Annotated in this window: 25 protein-coding genes; 9 read left to right on the top strand and 16 right to left on the bottom strand. The window is 69.7% G+C overall.

Annotated features, from left to right (window positions below; translation table 11 throughout):
* Positions 1-223: 223 nt before the first annotated feature.
* Genes AC3WLB_RS13070 through AC3WLB_RS13080 form a run of 3 tightly spaced genes read right to left on the bottom strand, consistent with a single transcriptional unit; the run spans position 224 to position 2,738 of the window.
* Positions 224-1,069, bottom strand: a complete 846-nt coding sequence (locus AC3WLB_RS13070; protein ID WP_492506607.1) for an SDR family NAD(P)-dependent oxidoreductase — start codon at positions 1,067-1,069, stop codon at positions 224-226.
* Between the two features lie 2 nt (positions 1,070-1,071).
* Positions 1,072-1,956, bottom strand: coding sequence for a LysR substrate-binding domain-containing protein (locus AC3WLB_RS13075; protein ID WP_022898863.1), 885 nt, complete (start codon positions 1,954-1,956; stop codon positions 1,072-1,074).
* Positions 1,947-2,738 (bottom strand): alpha/beta fold hydrolase, encoded by a 792-nt coding sequence (locus tag AC3WLB_RS13080; protein WP_492506609.1) that lies wholly within the window; start codon positions 2,736-2,738, stop codon positions 1,947-1,949. Before AC3WLB_RS13080 ends, AC3WLB_RS13075 begins: the two co-directional genes overlap by 10 nt.
* Before the next feature lie 306 nt (positions 2,739-3,044).
* On the opposite strand from AC3WLB_RS13080, the gene AC3WLB_RS13085 reads away from it, so the two are divergent.
* From AC3WLB_RS13085 to AC3WLB_RS13105, 5 genes are read left to right on the top strand one after another with little or no spacing between them, the layout of a single operon-like run.
* A complete protein-coding gene (locus AC3WLB_RS13085; protein WP_492506611.1) occupies positions 3,045-3,908 on the top strand; it encodes a fumarylacetoacetate hydrolase family protein in 864 nt (287 codons plus the stop codon).
* Positions 3,905-4,687 (top strand): SDR family oxidoreductase, encoded by a 783-nt coding sequence (locus tag AC3WLB_RS13090; RefSeq protein WP_022895856.1) that lies wholly within the window; start codon positions 3,905-3,907, stop codon positions 4,685-4,687. Before AC3WLB_RS13085 ends, AC3WLB_RS13090 begins: the two co-directional genes overlap by 4 nt.
* Entirely contained in the window at positions 4,687-5,838 is a 1,152-nt protein-coding gene (locus AC3WLB_RS13095; protein WP_492506613.1) for a zinc-binding dehydrogenase, read from the top strand. The genes AC3WLB_RS13090 and AC3WLB_RS13095 overlap by 1 nt, the downstream gene beginning before the upstream one ends.
* A gap of 19 nt (positions 5,839-5,857) precedes the next feature.
* Positions 5,858-6,379, top strand: a complete 522-nt coding sequence (locus AC3WLB_RS13100; protein WP_492506615.1) for an O-acetyl-ADP-ribose deacetylase — start codon at positions 5,858-5,860, stop codon at positions 6,377-6,379.
* 23 nt (positions 6,380-6,402) lie between these two features.
* Positions 6,403-6,735: a hypothetical protein gene (locus tag AC3WLB_RS13105; protein WP_492506617.1), complete on the top strand. Its 333-nt coding sequence runs from the start codon at positions 6,403-6,405 to the stop codon at positions 6,733-6,735.
* An 11-nt stretch (positions 6,736-6,746) separates the two neighbouring features.
* On the opposite strand, the gene AC3WLB_RS13110 is transcribed toward AC3WLB_RS13105, so the two are convergent.
* The 10 genes from AC3WLB_RS13110 to AC3WLB_RS13155 form a co-directional block, all read right to left on the bottom strand.
* On the bottom strand, positions 6,747-8,213 hold the full coding sequence (locus AC3WLB_RS13110) for an APC family permease (RefSeq protein WP_492506619.1): 1,467 nt from the start codon (positions 8,211-8,213) through the stop codon (positions 6,747-6,749).
* A gap of 36 nt (positions 8,214-8,249) precedes the next feature.
* Complete coding sequence (locus AC3WLB_RS13115; protein WP_031281753.1) at positions 8,250-8,663, bottom strand: VOC family protein; 414 nt, start codon at positions 8,661-8,663, stop codon at positions 8,250-8,252.
* A gap of 101 nt (positions 8,664-8,764) precedes the next feature.
* On the bottom strand, positions 8,765-9,958 hold the full coding sequence (locus tag AC3WLB_RS13120) for a MarP family serine protease (protein WP_492506621.1): 1,194 nt from the start codon (positions 9,956-9,958) through the stop codon (positions 8,765-8,767).
* Positions 9,959-10,017: 59 nt separating this feature from the next.
* Positions 10,018-10,926, bottom strand: coding sequence for a carbohydrate ABC transporter permease (locus AC3WLB_RS13125; protein ID WP_492506623.1), 909 nt, complete (start codon positions 10,924-10,926; stop codon positions 10,018-10,020).
* Positions 10,927-10,943: 17 nt separating this feature from the next.
* Positions 10,944-11,909, bottom strand: a complete 966-nt coding sequence (locus AC3WLB_RS13130) for a carbohydrate ABC transporter permease (RefSeq protein WP_492506625.1) — start codon at positions 11,907-11,909, stop codon at positions 10,944-10,946.
* 4 nt (positions 11,910-11,913) lie between these two features.
* A complete protein-coding gene (locus AC3WLB_RS13135) occupies positions 11,914-12,816 on the bottom strand; it encodes a phosphodiesterase (RefSeq protein ID WP_492506627.1) in 903 nt (300 codons plus the stop codon).
* Positions 12,813-13,604 carry a tyrosine-protein phosphatase gene (locus AC3WLB_RS13140; RefSeq protein ID WP_492506629.1) on the bottom strand — a complete coding sequence of 264 codons (792 nt, stop codon included), beginning with the start codon at positions 13,602-13,604 and terminating at the stop codon, positions 12,813-12,815. The genes AC3WLB_RS13135 and AC3WLB_RS13140 overlap by 4 nt, the downstream gene beginning before the upstream one ends.
* A 5-nt stretch (positions 13,605-13,609) precedes the next feature.
* Entirely contained in the window at positions 13,610-14,983 is a 1,374-nt protein-coding gene (locus AC3WLB_RS13145; RefSeq protein WP_492506631.1) for an ABC transporter substrate-binding protein, read from the bottom strand.
* A 58-nt stretch (positions 14,984-15,041) separates the two neighbouring features.
* Positions 15,042-16,262: an ABC transporter ATP-binding protein gene (locus tag AC3WLB_RS13150; RefSeq protein WP_492506634.1), complete on the bottom strand. Its 1,221-nt coding sequence runs from the start codon at positions 16,260-16,262 to the stop codon at positions 15,042-15,044.
* Between the two features lie 127 nt (positions 16,263-16,389).
* Positions 16,390-17,286, bottom strand: a complete 897-nt coding sequence (locus tag AC3WLB_RS13155) for a MurR/RpiR family transcriptional regulator (RefSeq protein ID WP_022895077.1) — start codon at positions 17,284-17,286, stop codon at positions 16,390-16,392.
* A 137-nt stretch (positions 17,287-17,423) separates the two neighbouring features.
* Here AC3WLB_RS13155 and AC3WLB_RS13160 point away from each other — a divergent pair, with 137 nt between their 5' ends.
* The gene (locus AC3WLB_RS13160; RefSeq protein ID WP_022895078.1) at positions 17,424-17,660 is read left to right on the top strand and encodes a hypothetical protein; all 237 of its coding nucleotides are present in this window, start codon (positions 17,424-17,426) and stop codon (positions 17,658-17,660) included.
* A gap of 19 nt (positions 17,661-17,679) precedes the next feature.
* Here the strand turns inward: AC3WLB_RS13160 and AC3WLB_RS13165 are convergent, their stop codons facing one another.
* The gene (locus tag AC3WLB_RS13165) at positions 17,680-18,372 is read right to left on the bottom strand and encodes a DUF4232 domain-containing protein (RefSeq protein WP_051047623.1); all 693 of its coding nucleotides are present in this window, start codon (positions 18,370-18,372) and stop codon (positions 17,680-17,682) included.
* Positions 18,373-18,502: 130 nt separating this feature from the next.
* On the opposite strand from AC3WLB_RS13165, the gene AC3WLB_RS13170 reads away from it, so the two are divergent.
* On the top strand, positions 18,503-18,889 hold the full coding sequence (locus AC3WLB_RS13170; RefSeq protein WP_492506637.1) for a hypothetical protein: 387 nt from the start codon (positions 18,503-18,505) through the stop codon (positions 18,887-18,889).
* An 8-nt stretch (positions 18,890-18,897) separates the two neighbouring features.
* On the opposite strand, the gene AC3WLB_RS13175 is transcribed toward AC3WLB_RS13170, so the two are convergent.
* Positions 18,898-19,461: a TetR/AcrR family transcriptional regulator gene (locus tag AC3WLB_RS13175; RefSeq protein ID WP_492506639.1), complete on the bottom strand. Its 564-nt coding sequence runs from the start codon at positions 19,459-19,461 to the stop codon at positions 18,898-18,900.
* Between the two features lie 85 nt (positions 19,462-19,546).
* On the opposite strand from AC3WLB_RS13175, the gene AC3WLB_RS13180 reads away from it, so the two are divergent.
* Positions 19,547-20,038: a glutathione peroxidase gene (locus AC3WLB_RS13180; protein WP_492506641.1), complete on the top strand. Its 492-nt coding sequence runs from the start codon at positions 19,547-19,549 to the stop codon at positions 20,036-20,038.
* A 24-nt stretch (positions 20,039-20,062) separates the two neighbouring features.
* On the opposite strand, the gene AC3WLB_RS13185 is transcribed toward AC3WLB_RS13180, so the two are convergent.
* The gene (locus tag AC3WLB_RS13185; protein WP_492506643.1) at positions 20,063-20,533 is read right to left on the bottom strand and encodes a GNAT family N-acetyltransferase; all 471 of its coding nucleotides are present in this window, start codon (positions 20,531-20,533) and stop codon (positions 20,063-20,065) included.
* A gap of 140 nt (positions 20,534-20,673) precedes the next feature.
* On the opposite strand from AC3WLB_RS13185, the gene AC3WLB_RS13190 reads away from it, so the two are divergent.
* Entirely contained in the window at positions 20,674-21,432 is a 759-nt protein-coding gene (locus AC3WLB_RS13190; protein WP_492506784.1) for a putative protein N(5)-glutamine methyltransferase, read from the top strand.
* The last annotated feature ends 69 nt before the right edge of the window (positions 21,433-21,501 follow it).

Consider the following 21,501-nt stretch of genomic DNA (forward strand, 5'->3'; position numbering starts at 1 on the left):
CCGCCATGACTGCTCCTTCGCAGCCGTGGCGAACGGGATCCGCCTGTGCTGTGTGCTCCGTCCGGGCAGGCGACTTCAGCATCGAGTTCGCCTGGGGCCGTGCGGCGCGGTGGCTGCGGGGCACGCTGTGCCCCCCGCGACTTTCGTTCAGGCTAATCTCCGTGTGATGCTCCGGAATGGCCCGAAAGCTATTACGTGATAACGCTTGGAACGACACCGGCGCCTAGTTCCTCGTGACCAGCACGCCACCGTCGATCACGAAGACCGAACCGGTGATGTGGCGGGCGGCGGGAGAGGCGAGGAGGAGGGCCAGACCCTCGATCTCCGCCGGATCGGCGATCCGTTTGGTGGCGGTCGCCGCGGTGAGCGCCTCGATCATCCCGGTGTTGCCGGGGTTCTTGGCGCCGATCGCGGTGAGGAACGATCCCGGGGCGATGACGTTCACGTTGATCCCCCGCGAGGCCAGTTCCGCCGCCGCGTTCTGGGCGAACAGGGTCACTGCCGCCTTCGAACTGGAGTAGGCGTATCCGACGAGCGGGTCGGGCGCGAGGCCCGCCACCGAGGAGGTCACCACGATGCGGCCGTCACCCTCGTTCATGTGCCGCGCCGCGGCGCGAACGGTGTTCATCAGGCCGGTGAGGTTCACGTCGATGACACCGTTCCAGCGCTCCTGGTCGATCTCGGCGAGCGCCCCGACGCCGAATCGGTGACCGAGGCCGGATGAGATGCCCGCGTTCGCGAACACGATGTCGAGCCCGCTGCCCCAGGCCGCCGCTTCGGCCATCACGGCGTCCATCGCAGCCAGGTCGCGCACGTCGGCGAGCGCCGCTCTGACGACACATCCTTCGGCGGCGAGATCGCCGACCGCGCGGTCGAGGGTGTCGGCGACCGCATCCACCAGCACGACCCGGGCTCCGTTGCGGGCGAGCACACGGGCCATGGCGAAGCCGAGGCCGCTGGCCGCGCCCGTCACCACCGCGCCACGACCCGTGACGGAGAAGAGCACCTCCGGATGTGAGGGGTGGGTAGCTCCGGACGAGCCCGCCCGGCCTGTGATCGAAGACTCCATGGTCACCTTCCGTTCCACGGGCGCATCTCGAGGAAGTTCGTCAGAACCGCCGGTTTCGCCACGTCGTTCCAGATCAGTCCGATGCTGAGCCTCGGCGGCACCCCGGCGATCGGCCGGTAGGCCACCCCCTGCTGCGGAGCCAGCTTCGCCGACGACGGGGCGAACCCCACGCCGAGGCCACCGGCGACCAGACCGAGGGCGACCCAGGTCGAGTTCACCTCGTGCGCGACCCGCGGACTGAAGCCGGCCTCGTTGCAGACCGAGAGGTAGTAGTCGTGGAGCGCGGGCTCCACCCGGCGATCGATGAGGATGATGTCCTCCTCGGCGATGTCGCTCAGCTCGATCTCCTCCTTCTCGGTGAGCGGATGCCCCTCAGGAAGCACGAGACTCACGTCCTGCGACGAGATGGCCTCGTAGGCGAGGTCGTCACGCAGCTCGACCGGCAGCCGGGTGAAGGCACAGTGCACCGTACGGCTCGCCGTCTGGTCGAGCGCCTGGCGACTGGTCAGCTCGGCGAGCCGGATGCGCACCTTCGGGTATTCCTTGCGATAGCGGCGGAGAGCGCGCGGCAGCAGGTCGGCGAGCGCGGGCTGGATGAAGCCGATGTTGAGATGCCCCACCTGCCCGCGGCTCACCGCGACGGCCCGGGCCTTCGCTCCGTCGGCTCGGGCCAGCACGGCGATCGCCTCCTCGAGGAAGGTCTTGCCGGCTTCGGTCAGGGTGACGTGCCGTCGGTCGCGTTCGAGGAGCATCAGGCCCAGCTCGTTCTCGAGGGCGCTGATCTGCTTGCTCAGGGCGGGCTGCACGATGTGCAGGTTCTCCGCCGCTTTGCGGAAGTGCAACTCCTCGGCCACCGCCACGAAGTACCGCAGGTGCCTCAGTTCCATGACGTCTCCGCTTCGAGCGCGATCGCCTCGAGCACCGCCTCGGGCCGTTCGACGTGCGGCAGATGCCCGGCGCGCGGGATAACCGTGCTCCGCGCATCCGGGAACACGGACTGCCAGCTCCGCAGGTAGGAGACCGGCACGATGCCGTCGGCATCGCCCCACACGAGGTCGACCGGGATCGCATGCTCACGCACGAGCGTCACGGCGCGGGCGCCGAGGCTCGGGTCGTGCATGTAGGGGTCGGCGGCAATGCGCTGCGCCGTCGCGCGGCTCCGGGCGAGGCGGGCGTGGACGAGCGGGTCGGGTGCCGCCTCCCGGGCAGCGCGACGCCGGTCCTCCGCGTACACGGTCGCTTCGAGGGCCGCGTCGGGGTGGAGTTCGAAGACGTTCGGTGCGCTGCCGTCACCGGCCAGACCGGCGGGGTCGATCAGGACGAGCCGGGCGACGCGCTCCGGCACCAGCAGGGCGAGCTCGACGGCCGTCCAGCCGCCGAGCGAACAGCCGACGAGAATCATCCGGTCGATGCCGAGGGCATCGAGCAGGTCGCGGTGGACTGCCGCGATGTCGGCGACGCTCCGGATGCCGCAGTCGTCGCTGTCGAGGAATCCTGGGTGGTCGGGTCGCACCACGCGGTGGTTCTCGGCGAGCATCGACAGGACGGGGAGGAAGCCCCCGGCATCCCCGACGCCGTGCAGGTAGACGAGCGCCGGCCCGCTACCCGCACTGAGCACCCTGATCGTGCCGCTCGGGAGAGCGAGGTGCTCGGTACCTACTGCAGTCACGGGTGCTCCTTCGCACGGTCACGCCTCATTGCGACGATCGGACTTCGGTGATCACTGTAAGTGTTGTTCGGGGCCGGTTGCTAATACCGGAAAGCATCATTGTGATCTCCACGAGTGATCACAGCTCCCCTGGGGCCCTGGCCGGTTCGGCGAGGCGAGTGACCGATCACCGCAAGTGCTCACAGGATCACGACTGGCGCTTGGCGATGATCGAACTCCGGCAAGTACCGTGAGGCCAACGCAATCGACGCCGTCGTCGGCGGGCCACGCTGCCCCTGCGCACGGCACATTACTTTGGGAGCAGCAGTGAAACTCGCCCTCTTCGACGAGCACCGCCTCGGTGTCGTGCTCGAGGACCGCATCGTCGACGTGACAACCGCGGTCACATCGCACGAGAGCGATCCGACCACCGCGGGATGGTGGCGTGGCCTCTGCCGGGACTGGGCGTCGCTCGCGCCGCGCATCGCCGATGCGGCACGCTCCCGGGAGTCGGTCCCGCTCGCCGACGTCACCATGCAGGCACCCGTGCTCAACCCGTCGAAGATCATCGCGGCGGCCAGCAACTACCGCGAGCACGTGGCGGAGATGCACGACGTGCAGGCCCGCACCCTCGGCACCGTGCACTCCTGGATGATGGAGTTCGACGTGTTCTTGAAGGCGCCCTCCTCGATCACGGGCCCGGCGGGGCCGGTCGTCCTGCCCCCGGCGGTGCTCGCCGACGGGAACGAGATCCATCACGAATCGGAACTCGTCGTCATCATCGGCACCGGCGGCAAGGACATTCCCGTCGACGAGGCCGCCGCCCACATCTTCGGTTACACCGTGGGGCTCGACATCACGGTGCGCAGTCCGGCCGACCGATCGCGACGCAAGAGCTACGACAGCTTCAGCCCCCTCGGGCCCTGGATCCGCGTGGCCGACGACGACTTCGACGCCTCGTCCCTCGAGATCCTGCTGACGGTCGACGGATCGGTGCGGCAGAACGTCCGCACGGCCGACCTCATCATGAGCGTTCCCGAGATCGTGTCGTACGCCTCGCACATCATGACCCTGAATCCCGGCGACGTGATCTTCACCGGCGCCCCTCCCGGTGTGGGCCCGATCGCCGCCGGGGAGACGTTGATCACCTCGATCTCGGGGATCGGCACCATGGAGACACTGGTCCGGTGAACGTGACCGATCAGCCGGGCGCGCGGCGCGGGCTGCTGGACGGCCAGGTGGTCGTGGTCACCGGGGGCTCCAGCGGCATCGGGCGCGCGACCTGCGTTCGTGTCGCCGAGGAGGGTGCGGCCGCCGTCATCGTGGCCGACCTGGCTCCCGAAGGCCGCGAGAGCGGTGCCGCCACGATCGATCTGCTCGCCGAACTCGGAACGACCGGTCGGTTCGTCGCCACCGACGTGGCGGATGCGGGTTCGTTCGCCGCGGTGGTCGAGGCTGCGGACGAGTTCGGCGGCGTCGACTGCTGGGTGAACGTCGCGGGCATCAGCGACCGCGTGGACTTCCTCGACGTCGATCCCGAGCGACTGCGCCGGGTGATGGCGGTGAACTTCGAGGGAACGTTCTTCGGGTCGCAGGCGGCCGCCCGCTCCATGATCGGCACCGGCAAACGGGGCACGATCATCAACATCTCCTCGGTCGGCGGGATGCGGGGCTTCGCCCACGCCTCGACCTACTCGGCCTCGAAAGGCGCGGTGCGCTCGTTCACCTACGCCCTCGCGGATGCCGTCGCCCCGCACGGCATCCGCGCGAACGTCGTGCATCCCGGTCAGGTCGACACCGAGATGCTGCGGGTGGAGATGCGCGGCGGTTCCCCCATCCGCATCCCCCTCGGGCGAAAGGGGCAGGCGCAGGAGATCGCGAACGCCGTCGTCTTCCTCGCCAGCGACCTCTCGAGCTACGTCAGCGGCGAATCCCTCGTCGTCGACGGCGGATACTCGGCGGTGATCTGATGCGGTCGCCCGGCACGCTGCCGGCGACGATGCGTGCGGCCGTGCTCTCGGCCGACGGGGTGGTGCGGGTGGAGCGGATACCGGTCCCCCGTCCGCGCAGCACCGAAGCCCTCGTCCGCGTGCACGCCTGCGGACTGTGCCACACCGACCTGCACGTGCTGAAGAACGAGGTCGGCTTTCCGAAACCGTGCGTGCTCGGGCACGAAGTGAGCGGTGTCGTGGTCGCGCTGGGCGACGCGCGCGACGCAGGGGTTGATACGGGCGCCGTCGACGTGAACGTCGGAGACCGGGTCGTCGGCGGCTTCATCATGCCCTGCACGGATTGCAGCGCCTGCCACGACGGTCGCGACGACCTGTGCGAGCGCTTCTTCTCGATGAACCGCGGCAACGGCACCCTCTACGACGGCGAGAGCCGGCTCGCGCGGGCCGACGGCGAGACGCTGGCGATGTACTCCATGGCCGGCCTGGCCGAGTACTGCGTGGTTCCGGTGTCCGGGCTCACCCGGCTGCCGGACGGGCTGCCCGTCGACGCCTCCGCGATCCTCGGCTGTGCCGCGATGACCGCCTACGGCGCCGTCGTGCGCGCCGCCGAGCTCTCCCCGGGCAGCACCGTGGCGGTCGTCGCCACCGGCGGGGTGGGGTCGAGCGTCGTCCAGGTCGCCCGGGGGCTGGGAGCCGCTCGGGTGATCGCCGTCGACGTCGACGCCGACAAGCTGGCCCTCGCGTCGATGCTCGGGGCCACCGACGTCGTCGACTCCCGGGCGGGCGACCCGGTCGCCGCCGTTCGCGCGCTCACCGGCGGCGCCGGTGTCGACATCGCGTTCGAGGCGCTCGGCCGCGCAGAGACATTCGAGCAGGCATCCCGGATGCTCGCCGACGGCGGCCGCCTGGTGGCGATCGGAATCGCCGCCGGCACGACCACGGCCGCCGTGGAGATCACCCCGTTGGTGCGGCGGAGCCAGCGGATCATCGGTTCCTACGGCGCGCGCACCCGGGTCGATCTGCCCGCGGTGGTCGCGCTCGCGGCCCGTGGCGGCTTCGACCTCGAGCACGCGGTCACCCGGCGTTACCCGCTCGAGGAGGTGGCGGCGGCGTTCGACGATCTCGGCGCCGGACGCATCCGGGGCCGCGCTGTCGTCACGATGGGGTGAGGAGAGTAGCGTGCGCCGTATGACGCACCTGATCACACCGCTGCGGGCCGACATCACGACGGTGGCCGGGGATGCGATCGTGAACGCGGCCAACAGTTCGCTGCTCGGCGGTGGCGGCGTGGACGGTGCGATCCACCGGGCAGGCGGGCCGAGCATCCTCGAGGCGTGCCGGGAGATCCGCCGCGCGCGCTTTCCGGACGGGATGCCTGCGGGCGAGGCCGTCGCCACCACCGCCGGGAGGCTGCCGGCCCGATGGGTGATCCACACCGTCGGCCCGGTGTGGAGCGTCCACGACGACCGGTCCGCGGTTCTCGAGTCGGCCTATCGGAGGTCGCTGGAGGTGGCTGCGGAACTGGGCGCGGCATCCGTGGTGTTTCCGGCGGTGAGCGCAGGGATCTACGGTTGGCCGCCGGATGACGCGGCTCGCATCGCGGTGGCCGCCGTGCGCGCGAGTCCCTACCCCGGCGAGGTCACCTTCGCGCTGTTCAGCGACGCGATGCTCGACCACTTCCGCGCCGCGCTCGACGAGCCGGCCGGTTAACCTTCGCCGTGCATAATACGGGCATGGCGAAGAAGACGAAGACGGCGCTCAAAGAGTTCGTGAAGGCTCTCGAGAAGCACGTGGAGGTGCTCGAGAACCCGAAGAGCAACCGCGCGAAACGCGAACGCGCCACCGCGCGGCTGCGCACGGCGGCCATCAACTACGCGTCGGTGCTGTACACGCGCACCGGCAGCGCGTCACCCTTCACCGACATCCCCGACCCGCAGCTCGACGAGTCGACGGTGAAGTCGCTCGCTGCGGAGAAGGCGGCCCTGCAGGCCCGCCAGGCCGCGAAGAAGGCGGCGAAGGATGCCGAGAAGGCCGCGCACGACGACGGCCGGCCGGCCGCCTCCTGAACCCACCCGGTTCACTCGCGAGACGACCGCGACTCCACCTCGGCCGGGTCGTCGCCGACCGCTGACAGCGCTTGGGTGTCGAGTGCGGCCTCCCCGTACCCCTTGGCACGACGATGGAACGCGGTGACCGCCCAGAGCACGATGCCGAGGGCGAGCAGCACGCCCGCGATCAGGTACTGTTCCCCGGGCCGGCCCGACGTCCACGGCAGCACCAGCGCCACGCAGACCACGACCCCGATGAGGGGCAGAGCGGTCGGCGTGCGGAAGTGGGTGTGTTCCACGCGCTGCCGGCGCAGCACCAGCACGCACACGTTCACCACGGCGAACACGGCGAGCAGCAGCAGCGACGTGGTGCCGCCGAGCAGCACCGCGATGGGGTTGTCCGGGTCGATCGAGACGTAGCCGGTGAGCGCGAGCGCGATCGCCGTGGTGAACAGGATCGCCGCCCACGGTGTGCGCCGCCCCGGCAGCACCTTCGACAGGAAGGGCGGGAGCACGCCCTGCTTGCTCATGCCGTAGAGCAGGCGACTGGCCATCATCATGTTGATCAGTGCACTGTTCGCCACGGCGAACAATGAGATGAACGGGATGAGCGCCGAGATCGGGAAGTCGGGCGCCGCCGTCTGCACGACCGTCACCAGAGGGGTGTCGTTGCCCGCGAGCTCCCCCACCGGCACGATGGCCACGGCGACGATCGACACCAGCACGTAGATGACTGCGGTGATGCCCAGGCCGGTGAGCATCACTCGGGGGAAGATCTTCGACGGATTCTTCGTCTCCTCGGCCATGTTCACGGAGTCTTCGAAGCCCACCATGGCGAAGAAGGCGAGTGAGGTGGCGGTGGAGATGGCGAGGAACACGTTCTTGTCGTCGGGGGTGGCGAACGCGACCACCCGCGAGAAGTCGGCCTGGCCACCGAAGATGGCGAAGAAGCTGATGAGGATCACCAGCAGCAGCCCCGACAGCTCCACGAGCGTGAGCACCACGTTCAGCCCGACGCTCTCGGCCACCCCACGGAGGTTCACGGCCGCGATCAGGATCATGAACGCGAGCGCCACGGTCAGCGCCGTCCCCGCTCCCTCACCGAGCCCGAAGCCGATCGCGAAGTTGCTCGCGAACGCTCCCGCGGCGGCCGAGGCGGACGTGATGCCCGACGACATCACGGTGAAGCACACCAGGAAGGTGATGATGTGGATGCCGAAGGCCTTGTGCGTGTACAGCGCCGCCCCGGCCGCCTGCGGATACTTCGTCACGAGTTCGAGGTAGGAGCAGGCGGTGATCGTGGCCACCACGAAGGCGATCAGGAACGGCAGCCACGCTGCGCCGCCCACTTCGGCCGCCACCTGACCGGTGAGCGCGTAGATCCCGGTGCCGAGGATGTCGCCGATGATGAACAGCAGAAGGAGCTTGGGCCCCATGACCTTCTTGAGTTCGGGCTGTGTCTCCGGCTGACCGGTCGACCGAGCTGTCGTCGTCATGCCTTTCAGCATGCCCCCGAAGCGGCCCGGCCGGGTCTACTTCGGACCGGCGATGTTGACGAGCCAGCCGATGCCGAACCTGTCGGTGACCTGCCCGAAGCTGTCGCCCCACGGCGCCTGCTCGAGCGGCACGGTGACGGTGCCGCCCTCGGCGAGCTTGTCGAAGTAGCCACGCAGCTCGGTCTCGTCGTCGCCGCTCAACGAGATGCTGATGTTGGTGCCGGAGGTGAAGTCCATGTGCGAAGGCACGTCGGAGATCATCAGCGTGAGCCCGCCGGGCGTCGTGAGCTGCGAGTGCATGATCAAGTCGGCCTCGTCGGGGCCGACGGGCATCTGGAACTCGGCGAAGGTGTTGCCGATCAGCTCGCCGCCGAAGACGGAGCGGTAGAACTCACCCGCCTCCTTGGCCTGGCCACGGAAGTTGATGTACGGATTCAGGATGGTGCTCACGACGGCCTCCTCCGGCTCGTGCCGCAGCCCGGGGCGGACGGCGACGTCTGCACGATAACAGAGAATGTGGACGCCGTACACATCATTGTGGTGAACACTGGTCAGGCGGCGCACGCCCCCGACGGCACCGGCTCGCTCGACCCGGCCGCCGCCACGACCGGAGCGATCTCGTCGAGCGTCATCGCGTATCCGGTCTCCGCGTCGATCGTCGAGCGCGCGAACACGACGCCCACCACGCTCCCGTTCTCATCGAACAGCGGCCCACCCGAATTACCCGGGCGCACTGTCCCGCGCAAGGAGTAGATCTCGCGGGTCACCTCGCCCTGCTCGTAGATGTCGCGGCCCACCGCATCCACCACCTCGCGCACCCGCGCGGGCACGACGGAGTAGCCGCCGTTCTCGGGATAGCCGGCCACGACGGCCGAGTCGGCCGCGGCGAGCTCGCTGCCGAGCGGCAACGGTGCGACGGGAAGCCCGGGCACCTCGAGCACCGCGAGGTCGCGCACCGGGTCGAACACGACGAGTTCGGCGGGCAGCAGCTCGCCCACACCGCCGACCTGCACGTAGAGGTCGGCCGAGCCGGCCACCACGTGGGCGTTCGTGACGATGCGGTCCTCCGCCACCGCCCAACCGCTGCCCTCGGCATCCGAGCCGCACGACGGAGCGGAGGAGAGCACCCGCACGACGCTGCCGGATGCGGCGTTGACCGCATCGGGGATGTTCGGGTCGGGCGGTTGAGCGGCCTGGATGGTCTCGGGGCCGAAGGCGAAGACCTGCGGGAACCCGGTGCCGTCGAGCGCGTCGCCGAGGGTGCCGAGAGCCGTGCTCGACGGCACCGGCGAGAGGGTGTTGAGCGTCGCGACGACACGAGAGGATGCGACGAGCTGCGTCACCGGCAGGATGCCGGTGGTCTGCAGGAATCCGGCCGCCAACCATACGACCACACCCCAGGTGAGGAGGCCGAGCGCCGCACCACCGAGCGAGTCGAGACCGCGACCGATCTTGACGGCGCCGATGACGCCGCGCAGCAGACGCGCGACCAGAGTGAGCAGGGCGACGGCGAGCACCAGGCAGAGCACCAGCACGACGGCTGCGGCGATGGTGCGCTGCAGCGCCGAGCTCCAGCCGAAACCGGCGAGCCAGTCGACGACGGGCGGCGCGACGACACGGGCGAGGAGCGCACCGCCGACGATGCCCGCGAGCGATGCCGCCGTCACGAGTGCGCCCCGGCGCCAGCCGGTCAGCACCGCCAGGAGGGCGATGCCGAGCAGCACGAGGTCGACGATGATGTCCATTGCGGGCCATGCTATTCAGCGCACCTGGGAGACACGCGTCGACCAGTGCAGGGTGCCGGCTACTTCAGTCCCGAACGGATGAAGGCGTCCACCACGTAGCGCTGCAGCACGATGTAGATCAGGAAGATCGGGATGCAAGCCAGTCCGCTCGCCGCCATCACGGCGCCCCAGTTGTTGCCCTCCTGACCGAGGAAGCTGCGGATGCCCACCTGGATCAGCGCATCCGACTGCTGCAGGATGAGCGTCGGCCAGAGGTACTCGTTCCAGGCCGAGATGAAGAGCATGATGCCGAGTGCGGCGAGGGCGGGCTTCAGGTTCGGCAGCACCACGGTCCACAGCGTTCCCCAGCTGGACCTGCCGTCCATGTGGCTGGCGTCGATGAGGTCGCGCGGGAAGGACTGCATGTGCTGCCGCATCAGCAGCACGGCGAAGGCCGAGCATAGATTCGGCACCACGACACCGGCGATGGTGTTGAGCAGGCCCAACTGGGAGACGAGGACGTAGTTCGGGATCATGGTCACCTGGAACGGCACCAGCCACGAACCGATGAACAGGAGGAACAGGATCTTCTTGCCCCGGAACTCCCACATGGCGAAGGCGTAGGCGGCGAGCACGGCAACGAACAGCTGCGCCACCGCCAGCACCAGCGACATGCCGAAGGTGTTCGCGATCATCGTGCCGATCGGGATGGTGTTCCAGACGTAGGCGATGTTCTCGAAGTCGAGCGGCCACACGAAAGGGTTCTGGGACAGCGCGTCCTCGGGCGCCCGGAAGGCGGTGACGAAAATCCAGTACACCGGGAAGATGCTGAACACGGCGAGCACGATGAGCAGCGCGTGGCCGATCGCCACCCGCGGCAGGGTGCGCGAGGCGACCGGGACGTCGCTCGCGCGCGAGCGGGACGCGGGACGCGCGCCCGGGCCGGCGGGCGCGGCACCGAGCGGTGCGGGGAGGGCGACGAAGGCCATGACGGATGCCTTTCCGGTCAGTTGTCGTGAAAGCTGAGCCGTTCGGAGATCTCGACGAAGAGCATCGCCACGAGACCGAACGCGAGGAAGAACAGCACCCCCGCCGCGGCGGAGAGCCCGGCGTCGAAGTTACGGAAGCCGAACTGGTAGAGCAGGTAGTAGATATTGGTGGATGCCCCGCCCGGGCCGCCCTGGGTGAGGATGTCGATGATGGGGTAGGTCCACTGCGCCGAGAGCAAGATCGTCATGAGCGCCAAGAAGACCAAGCTCGGGCTCAGCAGCGGCAGCGTGATGCGCCAGACGATCTGGCGGGCGCTCGCACCGTCGAGCGACGCGGCGGCCCCGTAGTCGGGGCTGATGCCCGCGAGCCCGGCCGACACCACGAGCACGCCGAAGCCGAGCAGTTGCCAGCCCACGACCACGATCACCGCACCCATCACGAGAGCCGGATCCCGGAACACGCTCCCGAGGTCCCACCCGAGCGTCGCCGCGATGCGGGGTATGGCGCCCCCGTTCTCGTCGAACAACCAGCGCCAGACGGCGCTCGTGGCCACCGGGGTGATGAGGAACGGCACGAAGATGAGCGCTTGGTAGAAGGTCTTCGCCTTGCCCTGGATGCCTCGCGAGAGCAGGGCGATCACCACCGGCAGCACCAGCGAGAACAGCATGAAGGCCAGGATGTAGAGCACCGTGTTGCCGACGGCCTGCTGGAGCTCGGGGAGCGTGAGCACGGTGGCGTAGTTGTCGAAGCCCACGAAGGTCTTGGGGCTGGTGGGGATGAGGTTCCAGTCGACGAAGGAGAGCCCGAAAGTCTGCACCAGCGGTGCGTAGACCCACACCACCAGCAGTGCCACCGCCGGCAGCAAATAGAGGAAGGGAGTGAACGACCACCACCGCACGCGGCGGCGGCGCGCGAGGACACGTGGGGCCCCCGGCGCCGTCGCTTCGCGGGTGCCGGCGCCCACGGCGACCGGAACGAACATCCGGTCAGCCCTCGACCGACGCGTTCACGAGGGCGAGCTGCTCCTCGGCGCTCTTCGCCATGAACGACTCGAGCATCTCGGCCGTCATCTCGTAGACGGTGGGGAACTGCCCGATCGGCACCACCGAGTGCAGCACGCGGTCGCCGTAGACATGCACGAGGTTGAACGACTGGGCGCCGTTCTGGCCGCGCGCCGCCGGGAACACCACGTTGAGGTCCTGCGTGTAGCAGGTGGCCGAAGCCACCGACACGGGCACGCCCGCGAAGGTCGACGTGGTGGAGTAGTGCAGGTGCCCACCCAGCACGCCACGCACATCCGTGCCCTCGATCACCGCGGCGAGCTTGTGCTGATCGCGCAGCTCGACCAAGGCGAGCAGGCCGAGCGGGCTGGGCACCGGCGGGTGGTGCAGGGCGAGCAGCGTGCCGTCCGGCGCCGGGGTGGCGAGCTCGGCGGCGAGCCATTCGAGCTGGTCGTCGGTGATCTCGCCGTAGTGCTGACCGGGCACGGTCGAGTCGAGGGCGATGATGCGCAGGCCGTTGACATCGAAGACACGGTCGATCGGCCCGGAGGTCGCCTCCTCATCGAGGAGGCCGGCACGGAACGCGCCGCGCTCGTCGTGGTTTCCCATCACCCAGATCACCTCGGCGCCCACGGCCGCTGCGGCCGGCTCGACCAGATCGCGCAGCCGCCGGTAGGCATCGGGACGGCCGGTGTCCGCGAGGTCGCCGGTGAAGACGATCGCCTCGGGGCGGGCACCGGATCGGGCGAAGTCGGCGAACAGCTGGGCGAGGTTGGCGTCGCTGTCGATGCTCTCGTGCAGCAGGTCGCCGTCACCCACGAAGTGGGTGTCGCTGACGTGGAGGATGAAGTGCTCCGGCGCGGGGTACTGCCCGACGAGTTCGGTCATGGTGTGCTCACTTTCTCTGGAACCGGGGTGGATGCTTCGGAAGAGGGTGTTGCGGTGTCGATCAGCGCGGTGCGCAGTAGCTCGAGATCGGCCCGGTCGAGGCCGTTGGCCACGAGGTACTCGGCGGCCGAGCCGTGCTCGGCGTCGATCTGGTCGAGGATGTCGGCGATCAACGCCGGCGGACTGGCACTGATGATCTGCACCAGATCCGGGCTCGCCGGGTAGCCGTGGGCGAGCATCCGCTCGAGCATCGCGCTCGCCCACTCTCCGCTCAGGTTGTCTTCGGTGGCGGCGTAGTCGGCGACCACAGCTGCCCGTTCCACGCCGACAGCCGAGAGGGCGAGGGCGACCACGAGACCGGTGCGGTCTTTACCGGCCGTGCAGTGCACGAGCACGCTCTCTTCGCCGGAGCGGGCGATGTGCCGCACGGCATCGGTGAGGGCCACCCCGTATTCGGCGATCATCAGCCGGTAGAGGCTGTCGAGGGTCACATCATCGAGGGTCGCGGCGGGTGCGGCTCCGGCGAAGATCGGGGCGTGCACCGTGCTGACTCCCAGCCCGTCGAGGCGGCTCGGCGAGCTGCTCAGTTCGTGGTCGTCGCGCAGATCGATCACCAGGGTGATGCCGAGGGCGGCGAAGCGCTCGCGGCTGTCGTCGGTGAGCTGGTGCAGCGCGTCGGAGCGGTAGAGCTTGCCCCAGCGCGTGGCGCCCTCGGGGGCGGGATAGCCTCCCGTGTCGCGCAAATTGTAGGTGCCGGTGAGGTCGTGCCGGCGGACGGTGGTCTCCACGCGCGTCACGGGACGAGGGCCTGGGCGCGCTCCTGCGCATCCGTCATCGTGGCCTCCGGGTCCTTGCCGTAGAACACCGAGTCCTCGATGGCGGTGGCCAGGATGTCGTCGATCTGCACGTAGCTGTTGCCGGGGTAGGAGACCCAGGGCTGCAGCTGGTCGAGCTGCTTCAGGTTCGGTTCGACGAGCGGGTTGCCTGCGGCCCACTCGGCGAGCGCGCCGTCGCCCTCGGTGAGGCTGGTGCGCAGCGGCAGATAACCGATGCCGGTGGTGATGACCTCGTAGGCGCGGTCGCTCGTCATGAACTTCATGAACTCCCAGGCGGCGCGCTGCTTCGCCGGGTCCTGGCTGAACATGAACAGGCCGGAGCCCGAGTTCGTGGGAACGGTGGGCTTGTCGCCGAAGGCGGGCATCACGGTGTCTTTCAGCACCCAGTTGCCGGCCTCGGCTGCCGCCATGTACGTGCTCTGCATCACCGAGGTCTGCAGTTGGATGACCGAGTCGCCGCGCGCGAACGCTTCGTACTGGGCCGCCGAGTCGAGGTTCGCCAGAACCCCGTCGTCGTAGAGGTCGCGCAGCATCTGCACGGCGCCGACGGCCTCCGGGCTGCCGAATTCGATCGTGGTGCGATCGTCGCTCAGCACGGCAGCGCCGTTCGACTTGAAGATGCCCTGCATGCACCAGTTGCCACCCTTGACGGCGCAGCTGATGGTGAGCGCCGGCTTGCCGGTCTTCGCGGTGACCTGCTCGGCCACGGCCTTCACCTTGTCCCAGGTGGACAGGTCGGGGTCGGCCGGCAGGCCCGCCGCCTCGAGTGCGGTGGAGTTGTACCAGAGCACCGGAGTCGAGAAGACGTAGGGCATGCCGTAGGTCACGCCGTCCCAGTCGCCGAGCACGGCGGCCTTCGGGTGGAAGGGGTGCTCGCCACCGAAGGCGCCCTCCACCTCCTTCGTTCCCACGAGCTTCTCCACCGGCTGAGCGCCGAGCTGGTTCACGGCGAAGTCGAGCGAGTCGAAGGTGATCTGCGCGACATCCGGCGGGTTGCCGGCGAGCATCTGGGTCTGCACGCTGCCGACCGTGTTGAGGCTTGCGGTGCCGCCCTGCGTGGGCTGGGCCTTGACGGTGATGTTCGGGTGCTGCTCCTCGAACTCGCCGATCAGCTGGTTGATGGTGTCCGACCAGAGTCCGGCCTGGGCGAGGTTGTAGCTCTCGAACACGATGTCGACCTTCTGGTCGGGCGCGAGTTCGGGAATCGTCCCTTCGAGCGTGGCAGACGCGTCGTCGCCGCTGCTGGCGCCGGCGGAGGCGCTGCAGCCGCTGATCAGGATCGCCAGACCGGCCAGGGTGGCCAGGGTGGCAGAGCGCGTGAAGATGCGCATGGTCGTTTTTCTCCTCGATTGGTGGAACGGGGCGGGATGGGAGGGGTCGAGCGGGCGCTCAGGCGGGCGTGAGCGCGCTGTCGCGGGGAGGTGTGCGGGGCGCGGAGGCGACGGTGACCGCCCCTGCGACGGCCGCGTCGGCTTCCGTGTCGGTGTCGGTGTCGGTGTCGGCGACCCATTCGAGTCGCCGACCGGAGTCGCGGTCGAACAGATGCACGTGCTCGGCCTTGGCGTGCAGCCGCACCTGTTGACCGGCGACGAGGGTGTCGGTGCGCAGCATCCGCACGGCCGTCCGGTGTGCGCCGATCGTGCAGTAGACGATCTCCTCGCTGCCGAGGTTCTCGACCGCGTCGATGACGCCGGTCGCGATCAGGCCGGATGCCTCGGGCCGGGCGAGCGCATCGGTGGCCGCGCCGGCCCACTCGACCTGCCAGTGCTCGGGGCGCACGCCCAGCGTCACCGGGAACGCCTCGGTCTCGCCCGCCCACATCGTGCCGCGAATGCCGTCGGCGTCGAGGCGGATCCGTCCGTCGACGGCGGAGACCGTGGCGGGAAGCAGGTTCATCGCCGGGCTGCCGAGGAATCCGGCCACGAAAGCCGACGCCGGGCGGTCGTAGACCTCGGCCGGCGTGCCGATCTGTTCGAGGTGACCGGCGTTCAGCACCGCGATGCGGGTGGCCATCGTCATGGCCTCGACCTGATCGTGGGTGACGTAGACGAAGGTGGCGCCGAGCCGGCGGTGCAAGCCCGTGAGTTCTTGACGCGTGGCGGTGCGGAGCTTGGCGTCCAGGTTCGAGAGCGGCTCGTCCATCAGGAAGGCGGCCGGGTCACGCACCAGCGCCCGCCCCACGGCCACGCGCTGCCGCTGCCCGCCGCTCAGCTCCTTGGGCCGGCGGGCGAGCAGGTGATCGATCTCGAGCATCCCGGCCACCTCCCGCACCCGCTGGGCGATGGCGGCCCTCGGCACGCGCTGAACGCGCAGGGGGAAGCCCAGATTCCGCTCCACCGACAGGTGCGGGTAGAGCGCGTAGCTCTGGAACACCATCGCCAGATCGCGGCGTTTCGACGGCTCCCGCGTGATGTCGCGTCCGTCGAGGAGGATCTGCCCGGAGGTCGGTTCGAGCAGGCCGGCGATCATTCGCAGCAGCGTCGTCTTTCCGCAGCCGCTCGGCCCGAGGAGCACCAAGAAGTCGCCGTCCTCGATGGTGAGGCTGACGTCGTCGACCGCGGTGTTCTTCGCGAACGTGCGCGAGACGGAGCGGATTTCGATGGTGCCCATTACTCTCCCTGCCGATGTCTGGAACGTGATTCCGTCAGAAGTGAGCCGGACGGAATATCGTTACAGGGAGAGAATCCTGGCTGAAGGTGAACGCGGTTCGACGGCGCGGAGAACGCTTCGCGAGCGCCTACCCAACAGTGTCGGCGCCGGTGGGGTAGGCCCCCTCCACGATTCCCATCACTTCGTCCATCACCGCGGGAGCGGTCTCGGCGGAGTTGTTCATGGCCACCGCCACCGCGTCCTGCAGGGCCGAGAGGATGAGCAGTTGCGCCACGTTGCCGGTGATGGCGCCGTCGGCCCAGGAGTGGAAGGCGGCGCCGGCGATCAGCGGATGCGTCGAGAGTTCGCTCAGGCGCGACCGGGCGTAACTGGTCACACCCACGATGGTGGCGCCGGAGGCAGCGGCCGCCTCCACGGCGCGGATGGTGGTGCTGTTCATGCCGCTGTCGCTCACTGCGATGCACACGTCGTCGGCATGCAACAGGCGCGCGCTGAGTTGTTGAGTGATCGAGTCGTAGGGCGCCTCGCACGGCCGATCAGTGGTGAGGAATCGCAGGGCCACCATCTGAGCGGCGGGTCCCGATCCGCCGTTCGCGACGATCAGGAGGCGCCTTGCCGACACGATCGCGGCGACCGCTGCGTCGAACTGGTCGTAGTCGAGCGCCCCCAGGGCCTCGCGCAGGTCTCGGGCCGCCGCTTCGAAGAGCGCAGGAACGCGATTGCGGCTGCCCTCACCCGCCTGCCCGGTGACCTCGTTGCGCGATTCGGCACCGAGATCCCGCAACAACAGCAGGCGCAGGTGCTGGAACCCCTTGAAGCCGAGGCTCTGACAGGTGCGGATGACCGTGGCCGAGGAGGTCTCCGTACGCGTGGCGAGGTCGGACACCGAGAGCATCGCCACCACGTCGGGGACATCGACCACTTCCTGGGCGACGCGCTGCTCGCGCGGGCCGAGTGAGGGGATCAGAGAACGGATCAGGGCCAGGGTCCCGCCGATCGGCGGGTCGACGGTGGCAGTGCTCATGGCGCCTGTCTAGCACAGGCGCGTGAACCGGCCCCGCCCGGAACCGCCGGTGGAGCATCCGCTGCAGCCGTTGCCGCCGGATGCGGCCGGGCGTTGACTGGGAGCCGAACCGATCAGCGTCGAAGGAGACGAGACAGATGAGCGACGAGAACACCACCAGCGCCGGCGAACCGTTCGATCAGACCAACGGGGTCGTCGATGGCCTCCACGGCGACGACGGGGGTTCGGTCGAGCCCGGCGAGCCCGACGGCCTGCTCACCGGCGCGGTGCGCGAGGCCGGCGACGTGCTGAGCGGCGACCGCGACGACGACGGCGCGACCGCGGAGGATGCCGACCCGGCCCGCACGCCGTACGGCGAAGAGGGCGCGCGCTAGACGGTCGGCGGCGGCCGCCCTACTCTCCCGCGCCCGCCCCGATCGACCCGATGCGGAGCAGCGACACGTCGGTGTTGGTGCAGGCCTGGTAGTCGGTGGTCGGCACGAAGATCGCGCCGGAATCGTTGGGCGGGAAGACCCGGAAGCCGTTGGCCGCCTGAACGGTGCAGTTCGGGTAGTTCGCTGCGGTCGCGATGAAGAGCATCGCGTCGACGCTGTCGCCCGGCACCAGCGTCACGGCTGCGACCACCTTGCCGTCCGGCACCGCCGCGGCACCGAGCTGCGTTCCGTTGTCGTCGCCCACGAAGGCGACCTGCGGGAAGCCCTGCAGCGTGCAGTCGTCGGATGCGGTGTTCGTGAACACGAGCGGCTGCTGCGACGTCCCGGCGGCGCCCTCGGCCTGCCCGAGCGTGATGCTGAGGTCATCCGCCGTGCAGGGCGCTGCCGCGGGCGGCGGGGTGGGCGAGCTCGTGGGGGTCGGCGTGGGCGTGGGGGTCGGCGTGCTCGTCGGGGTCGGCGCGGCAGAGGTGGGGGCCGGCGCGGGCGCGCTGGTCGCGGCGATCACACCCCAGACGACGGCGGCGACGATGGCGAGGCCGAGCACGATCGCGAGCACGATGAAGCCGGTGCGCCAGCCGTTGCCACGCGGCGGGGTTCCGCCCTGCGGCGGCACACCGGGCGCACCCTGCGGGGTTCCGTACTGCTGTGACATGCTGCTCCCCTTCACCGGCCGCCTCGACGCGTCCGCCCTCAGTCAACCAGGCAGCACCCCACCGCCCCGGCCAACGCGCCGAGGCATGATTCGGTGCGGGCAGATCGTCACATGTCGATAGGCTGGCGCCATGTCCGGATACATCACCCCGAAGAGTGCTTCTGCGCCCGCACCGGTCACGCTGCCGAAGCCTCTCAGCCGGGCAGCCGCGAGGTCGCTCTGGTTCGCCCTCGCGATCATCCTGGCGAACGTCGTCATCAACACCGTCACGCTCGCGTACGCGGGTGCCGGCGCGCCGGCGGGGCTCGCGTGGACGGTCCTCATCGCCCACGTGGTGATCGTGCTGGCCCTGTTCGGGTTCGCCCTCGCCGCCGGCGTCACCGGGTTGCGCGAGACGGCGGGCGGAGCGCTGCGCGGCCGCGGGCGGGCCATCGCGGGCATCGTGGTCGGCGGGGCGCTCGTGCTGATCAGCATCGGCGGCGGTCTGCTGCGGATCGCGCTCTCGTTCCTCAGCTAAGGCATGCCCTAGGCGCGAGACGCCATCGCGCGGGCGCCCACGAGGGCGCGGCCGGCCGACGCGAGCGAGCGCGCCACGGCCGCCGGGTCGTCGAGGTAGCCGCCCACGGCCGCGCCGTCGCGCAGCAGCATGAGCTCTCCCGCCGCCACGGCCGCGTCGGCGACACCGAGCGCGCCGAGCATCCGCTCGAAGGCGTCGAACTGCCAGCGCCGGTGCGCCGACACGACGAGGCGAACCGGATGCCCGGGGTCGGCGTACTCGGCCGCCGCGTTGATGAACGGGCAGCCGCGGTACCCGGGCGCGCAGGCCGCGGCCATGAGGGCGTCGATCGCGAGGTCGAGCGCACGCCGCGGGTCGGCACCGGCGAGGTCGACGACGCGCTCGATGGCGGCACGCTCGTCGGCCGCACGGGCCTCGAGGTAGGCCACCATGAGGTCGTCCTTCGAGCGGAAGTGCCGGTAGAAGGTGACTTTCGTGGTGCCGACACGCGCGATGATCTTCTCCGCGCTGACCGCGCGGAAACCCTCGGCGTAGAAAAGCTCCGAAGCAGCTTCGAGAAGTCGTTCCCGCATCGAGACCCCCTTTCTCGCAGGCATTCGGCAGCAGTAGAGTTACCGGTAAGTCTACCTGGATCATCCAATCGAAAGAAGAGCGCTCGTGACCGAGAACCTCGACCAGATCCCCCTCACCACCATCGACGGCGCCACCACCACGCTCGCCGACTACGCGCCGGTGAAGCTCATCGTGAACGTCGCGTCGCGCTGCGGGCTCGCGCCGCAGTACGAGAAGCTCGAGCAGCTGCAGAAGACCTACGGCGACCGCGGCTTCACGGTGCTCGGCTTCCCGAGCAACCAGTTCCTGCAGGAGCTCTCCGACACCGACAAGATCAAGGAGTACTGCTCCACCACCTGGGGCGTGACCTTCCCGATGTTCGACAAGGTGAAGGTGAACGGCAAGTCCGCGCATCCGCTCTACAGCGAGCTGACGAAGACGCCGGATGCGTCGGGCAAGGCCGGCCGGGTGAAGTGGAACTTCGAGAAGTTCGTGATCACGCCCGACGGCACCGTGCACCGCTTCCGCCCCACGGTGGAGCCGGATGCGCCCGAGATCGTCGCCCTCATCGAGTCGTCGCTCCCCGCGCAGGCCTGATCGGCCGGCCTCGATCGCGAGGGGTCAGAGGGCCCGCTCCATCCGGAAGCGGGCGAGCTGTTCGCCGCCCCGCGCGACGGTCTCCGGCTCGACGACGACGAAACCGGCCCGTTCGAACACCGGCCGCGCCACCAGGCTGGCGTGCGTGCTGAGACGGCGGATGCCGCGCAGCCGGGCCTCCTCGGCCACGCGCTCGAGCAGGGCAGCCGCCACCCCGCGACGCGCGGCATCCGGACTCACGAACAGGCGGTCGACGTAGCCGCCGTCGTCGAGGTCGGCGAATCCGATGACGTCCGATTCCGGCGGTTCGGCCTCGGCGACGTAGGTGTGCACGCGGGCCCGCTCGGCACCCCAGGCGTCCAGGTCACGAGGCGCACCGAGCCACGCCTCGACCTGGGCGGCCGTGTAGTGCGACAGCGCGGTCTCACGGATGGCCCGCTCGAACACCCGCAACGTGCCCGCCGCGTCGGGGGTTCGGTACGGCCGGATGTGCACGCGGCCACCCTACCGGCCGGCCCGGGGGATGCGCCGACGGCCGCCCGCGTAGAGTGAGCCGCGTGACCGAACCGCCCGCGCCCGACTCGCCGGCCGGAGCTTCTGACGGCTTCGGCGCGAATGCGGTCGCAGCATCCTCAGTGGTGGCGGGGGTGGTGCGACGACTGCGCGCTGCCGGATGCGTGTTCGCCGAGGAGGAGGCCGCCCTGCTGATCGAGGCGGCCGGCTCGGACGCCGAGCTGCACGAGCTGGTGGAGCGCCGCGCCGCGGGGCTGCCGCTCGAGCACATCCTCGGCTGGGCGGAGTTCGCCGGCCTGCGCATCTCGGTCGACCCCGGCGTCTTCGTGCCCCGCCGCCGCACCGAGTTGCTGGTGGCCGAGGCGCTTCCGCTGCTCCGACCGGGCTCCGTGGTGCTCGACCTGTGCTGCGGCTCGGGAGCGGTCGGCACGGCCCTCGCCGCAGGCGGCACGGGAGTGCGCGTGTACGCCGCCGACATCGACCGTGCGGCCGTGCGGAGCGCCCGCCGCAACCTGCCCGACGCCGCCGACGTGTTCGAGGGCGACCTCTATGACGCGCTACCGGCCGAACTCCGGGGTCGCTTCGACGTGATCGTCGTCAACGCACCCTACGTGCCGAGCGACGCCATCGCGACCATGCCGCCGGAGGCCCGCCTGCACGAGGCTCGAGTCGCCCTCGACGGCGGCGGCGACGGTCTCGACGTGCAGCGCCGGGTCATCGAGGATGCAAGCGACTGGCTCTCCACCGCGGGTCACCTGCTCATCGAGACGAGCGAACACCAGGCACCGGCGACCGCGGTCCTTTTCACGTCGGCGGGGATGCACCCGCGCATCGTGCACGACGACGACCTCGACGCGACCGTGGTGATCGGCGGCCGCTGACCCGCCGGACTCAGCCCTTGTAGGGCGAACGCACCATCTCGACGATCGCCATGATGCCGAGCACGCCGC

It is taken from the genome of Herbiconiux sp. FW305-C-125 (assembly GCF_058783455.1).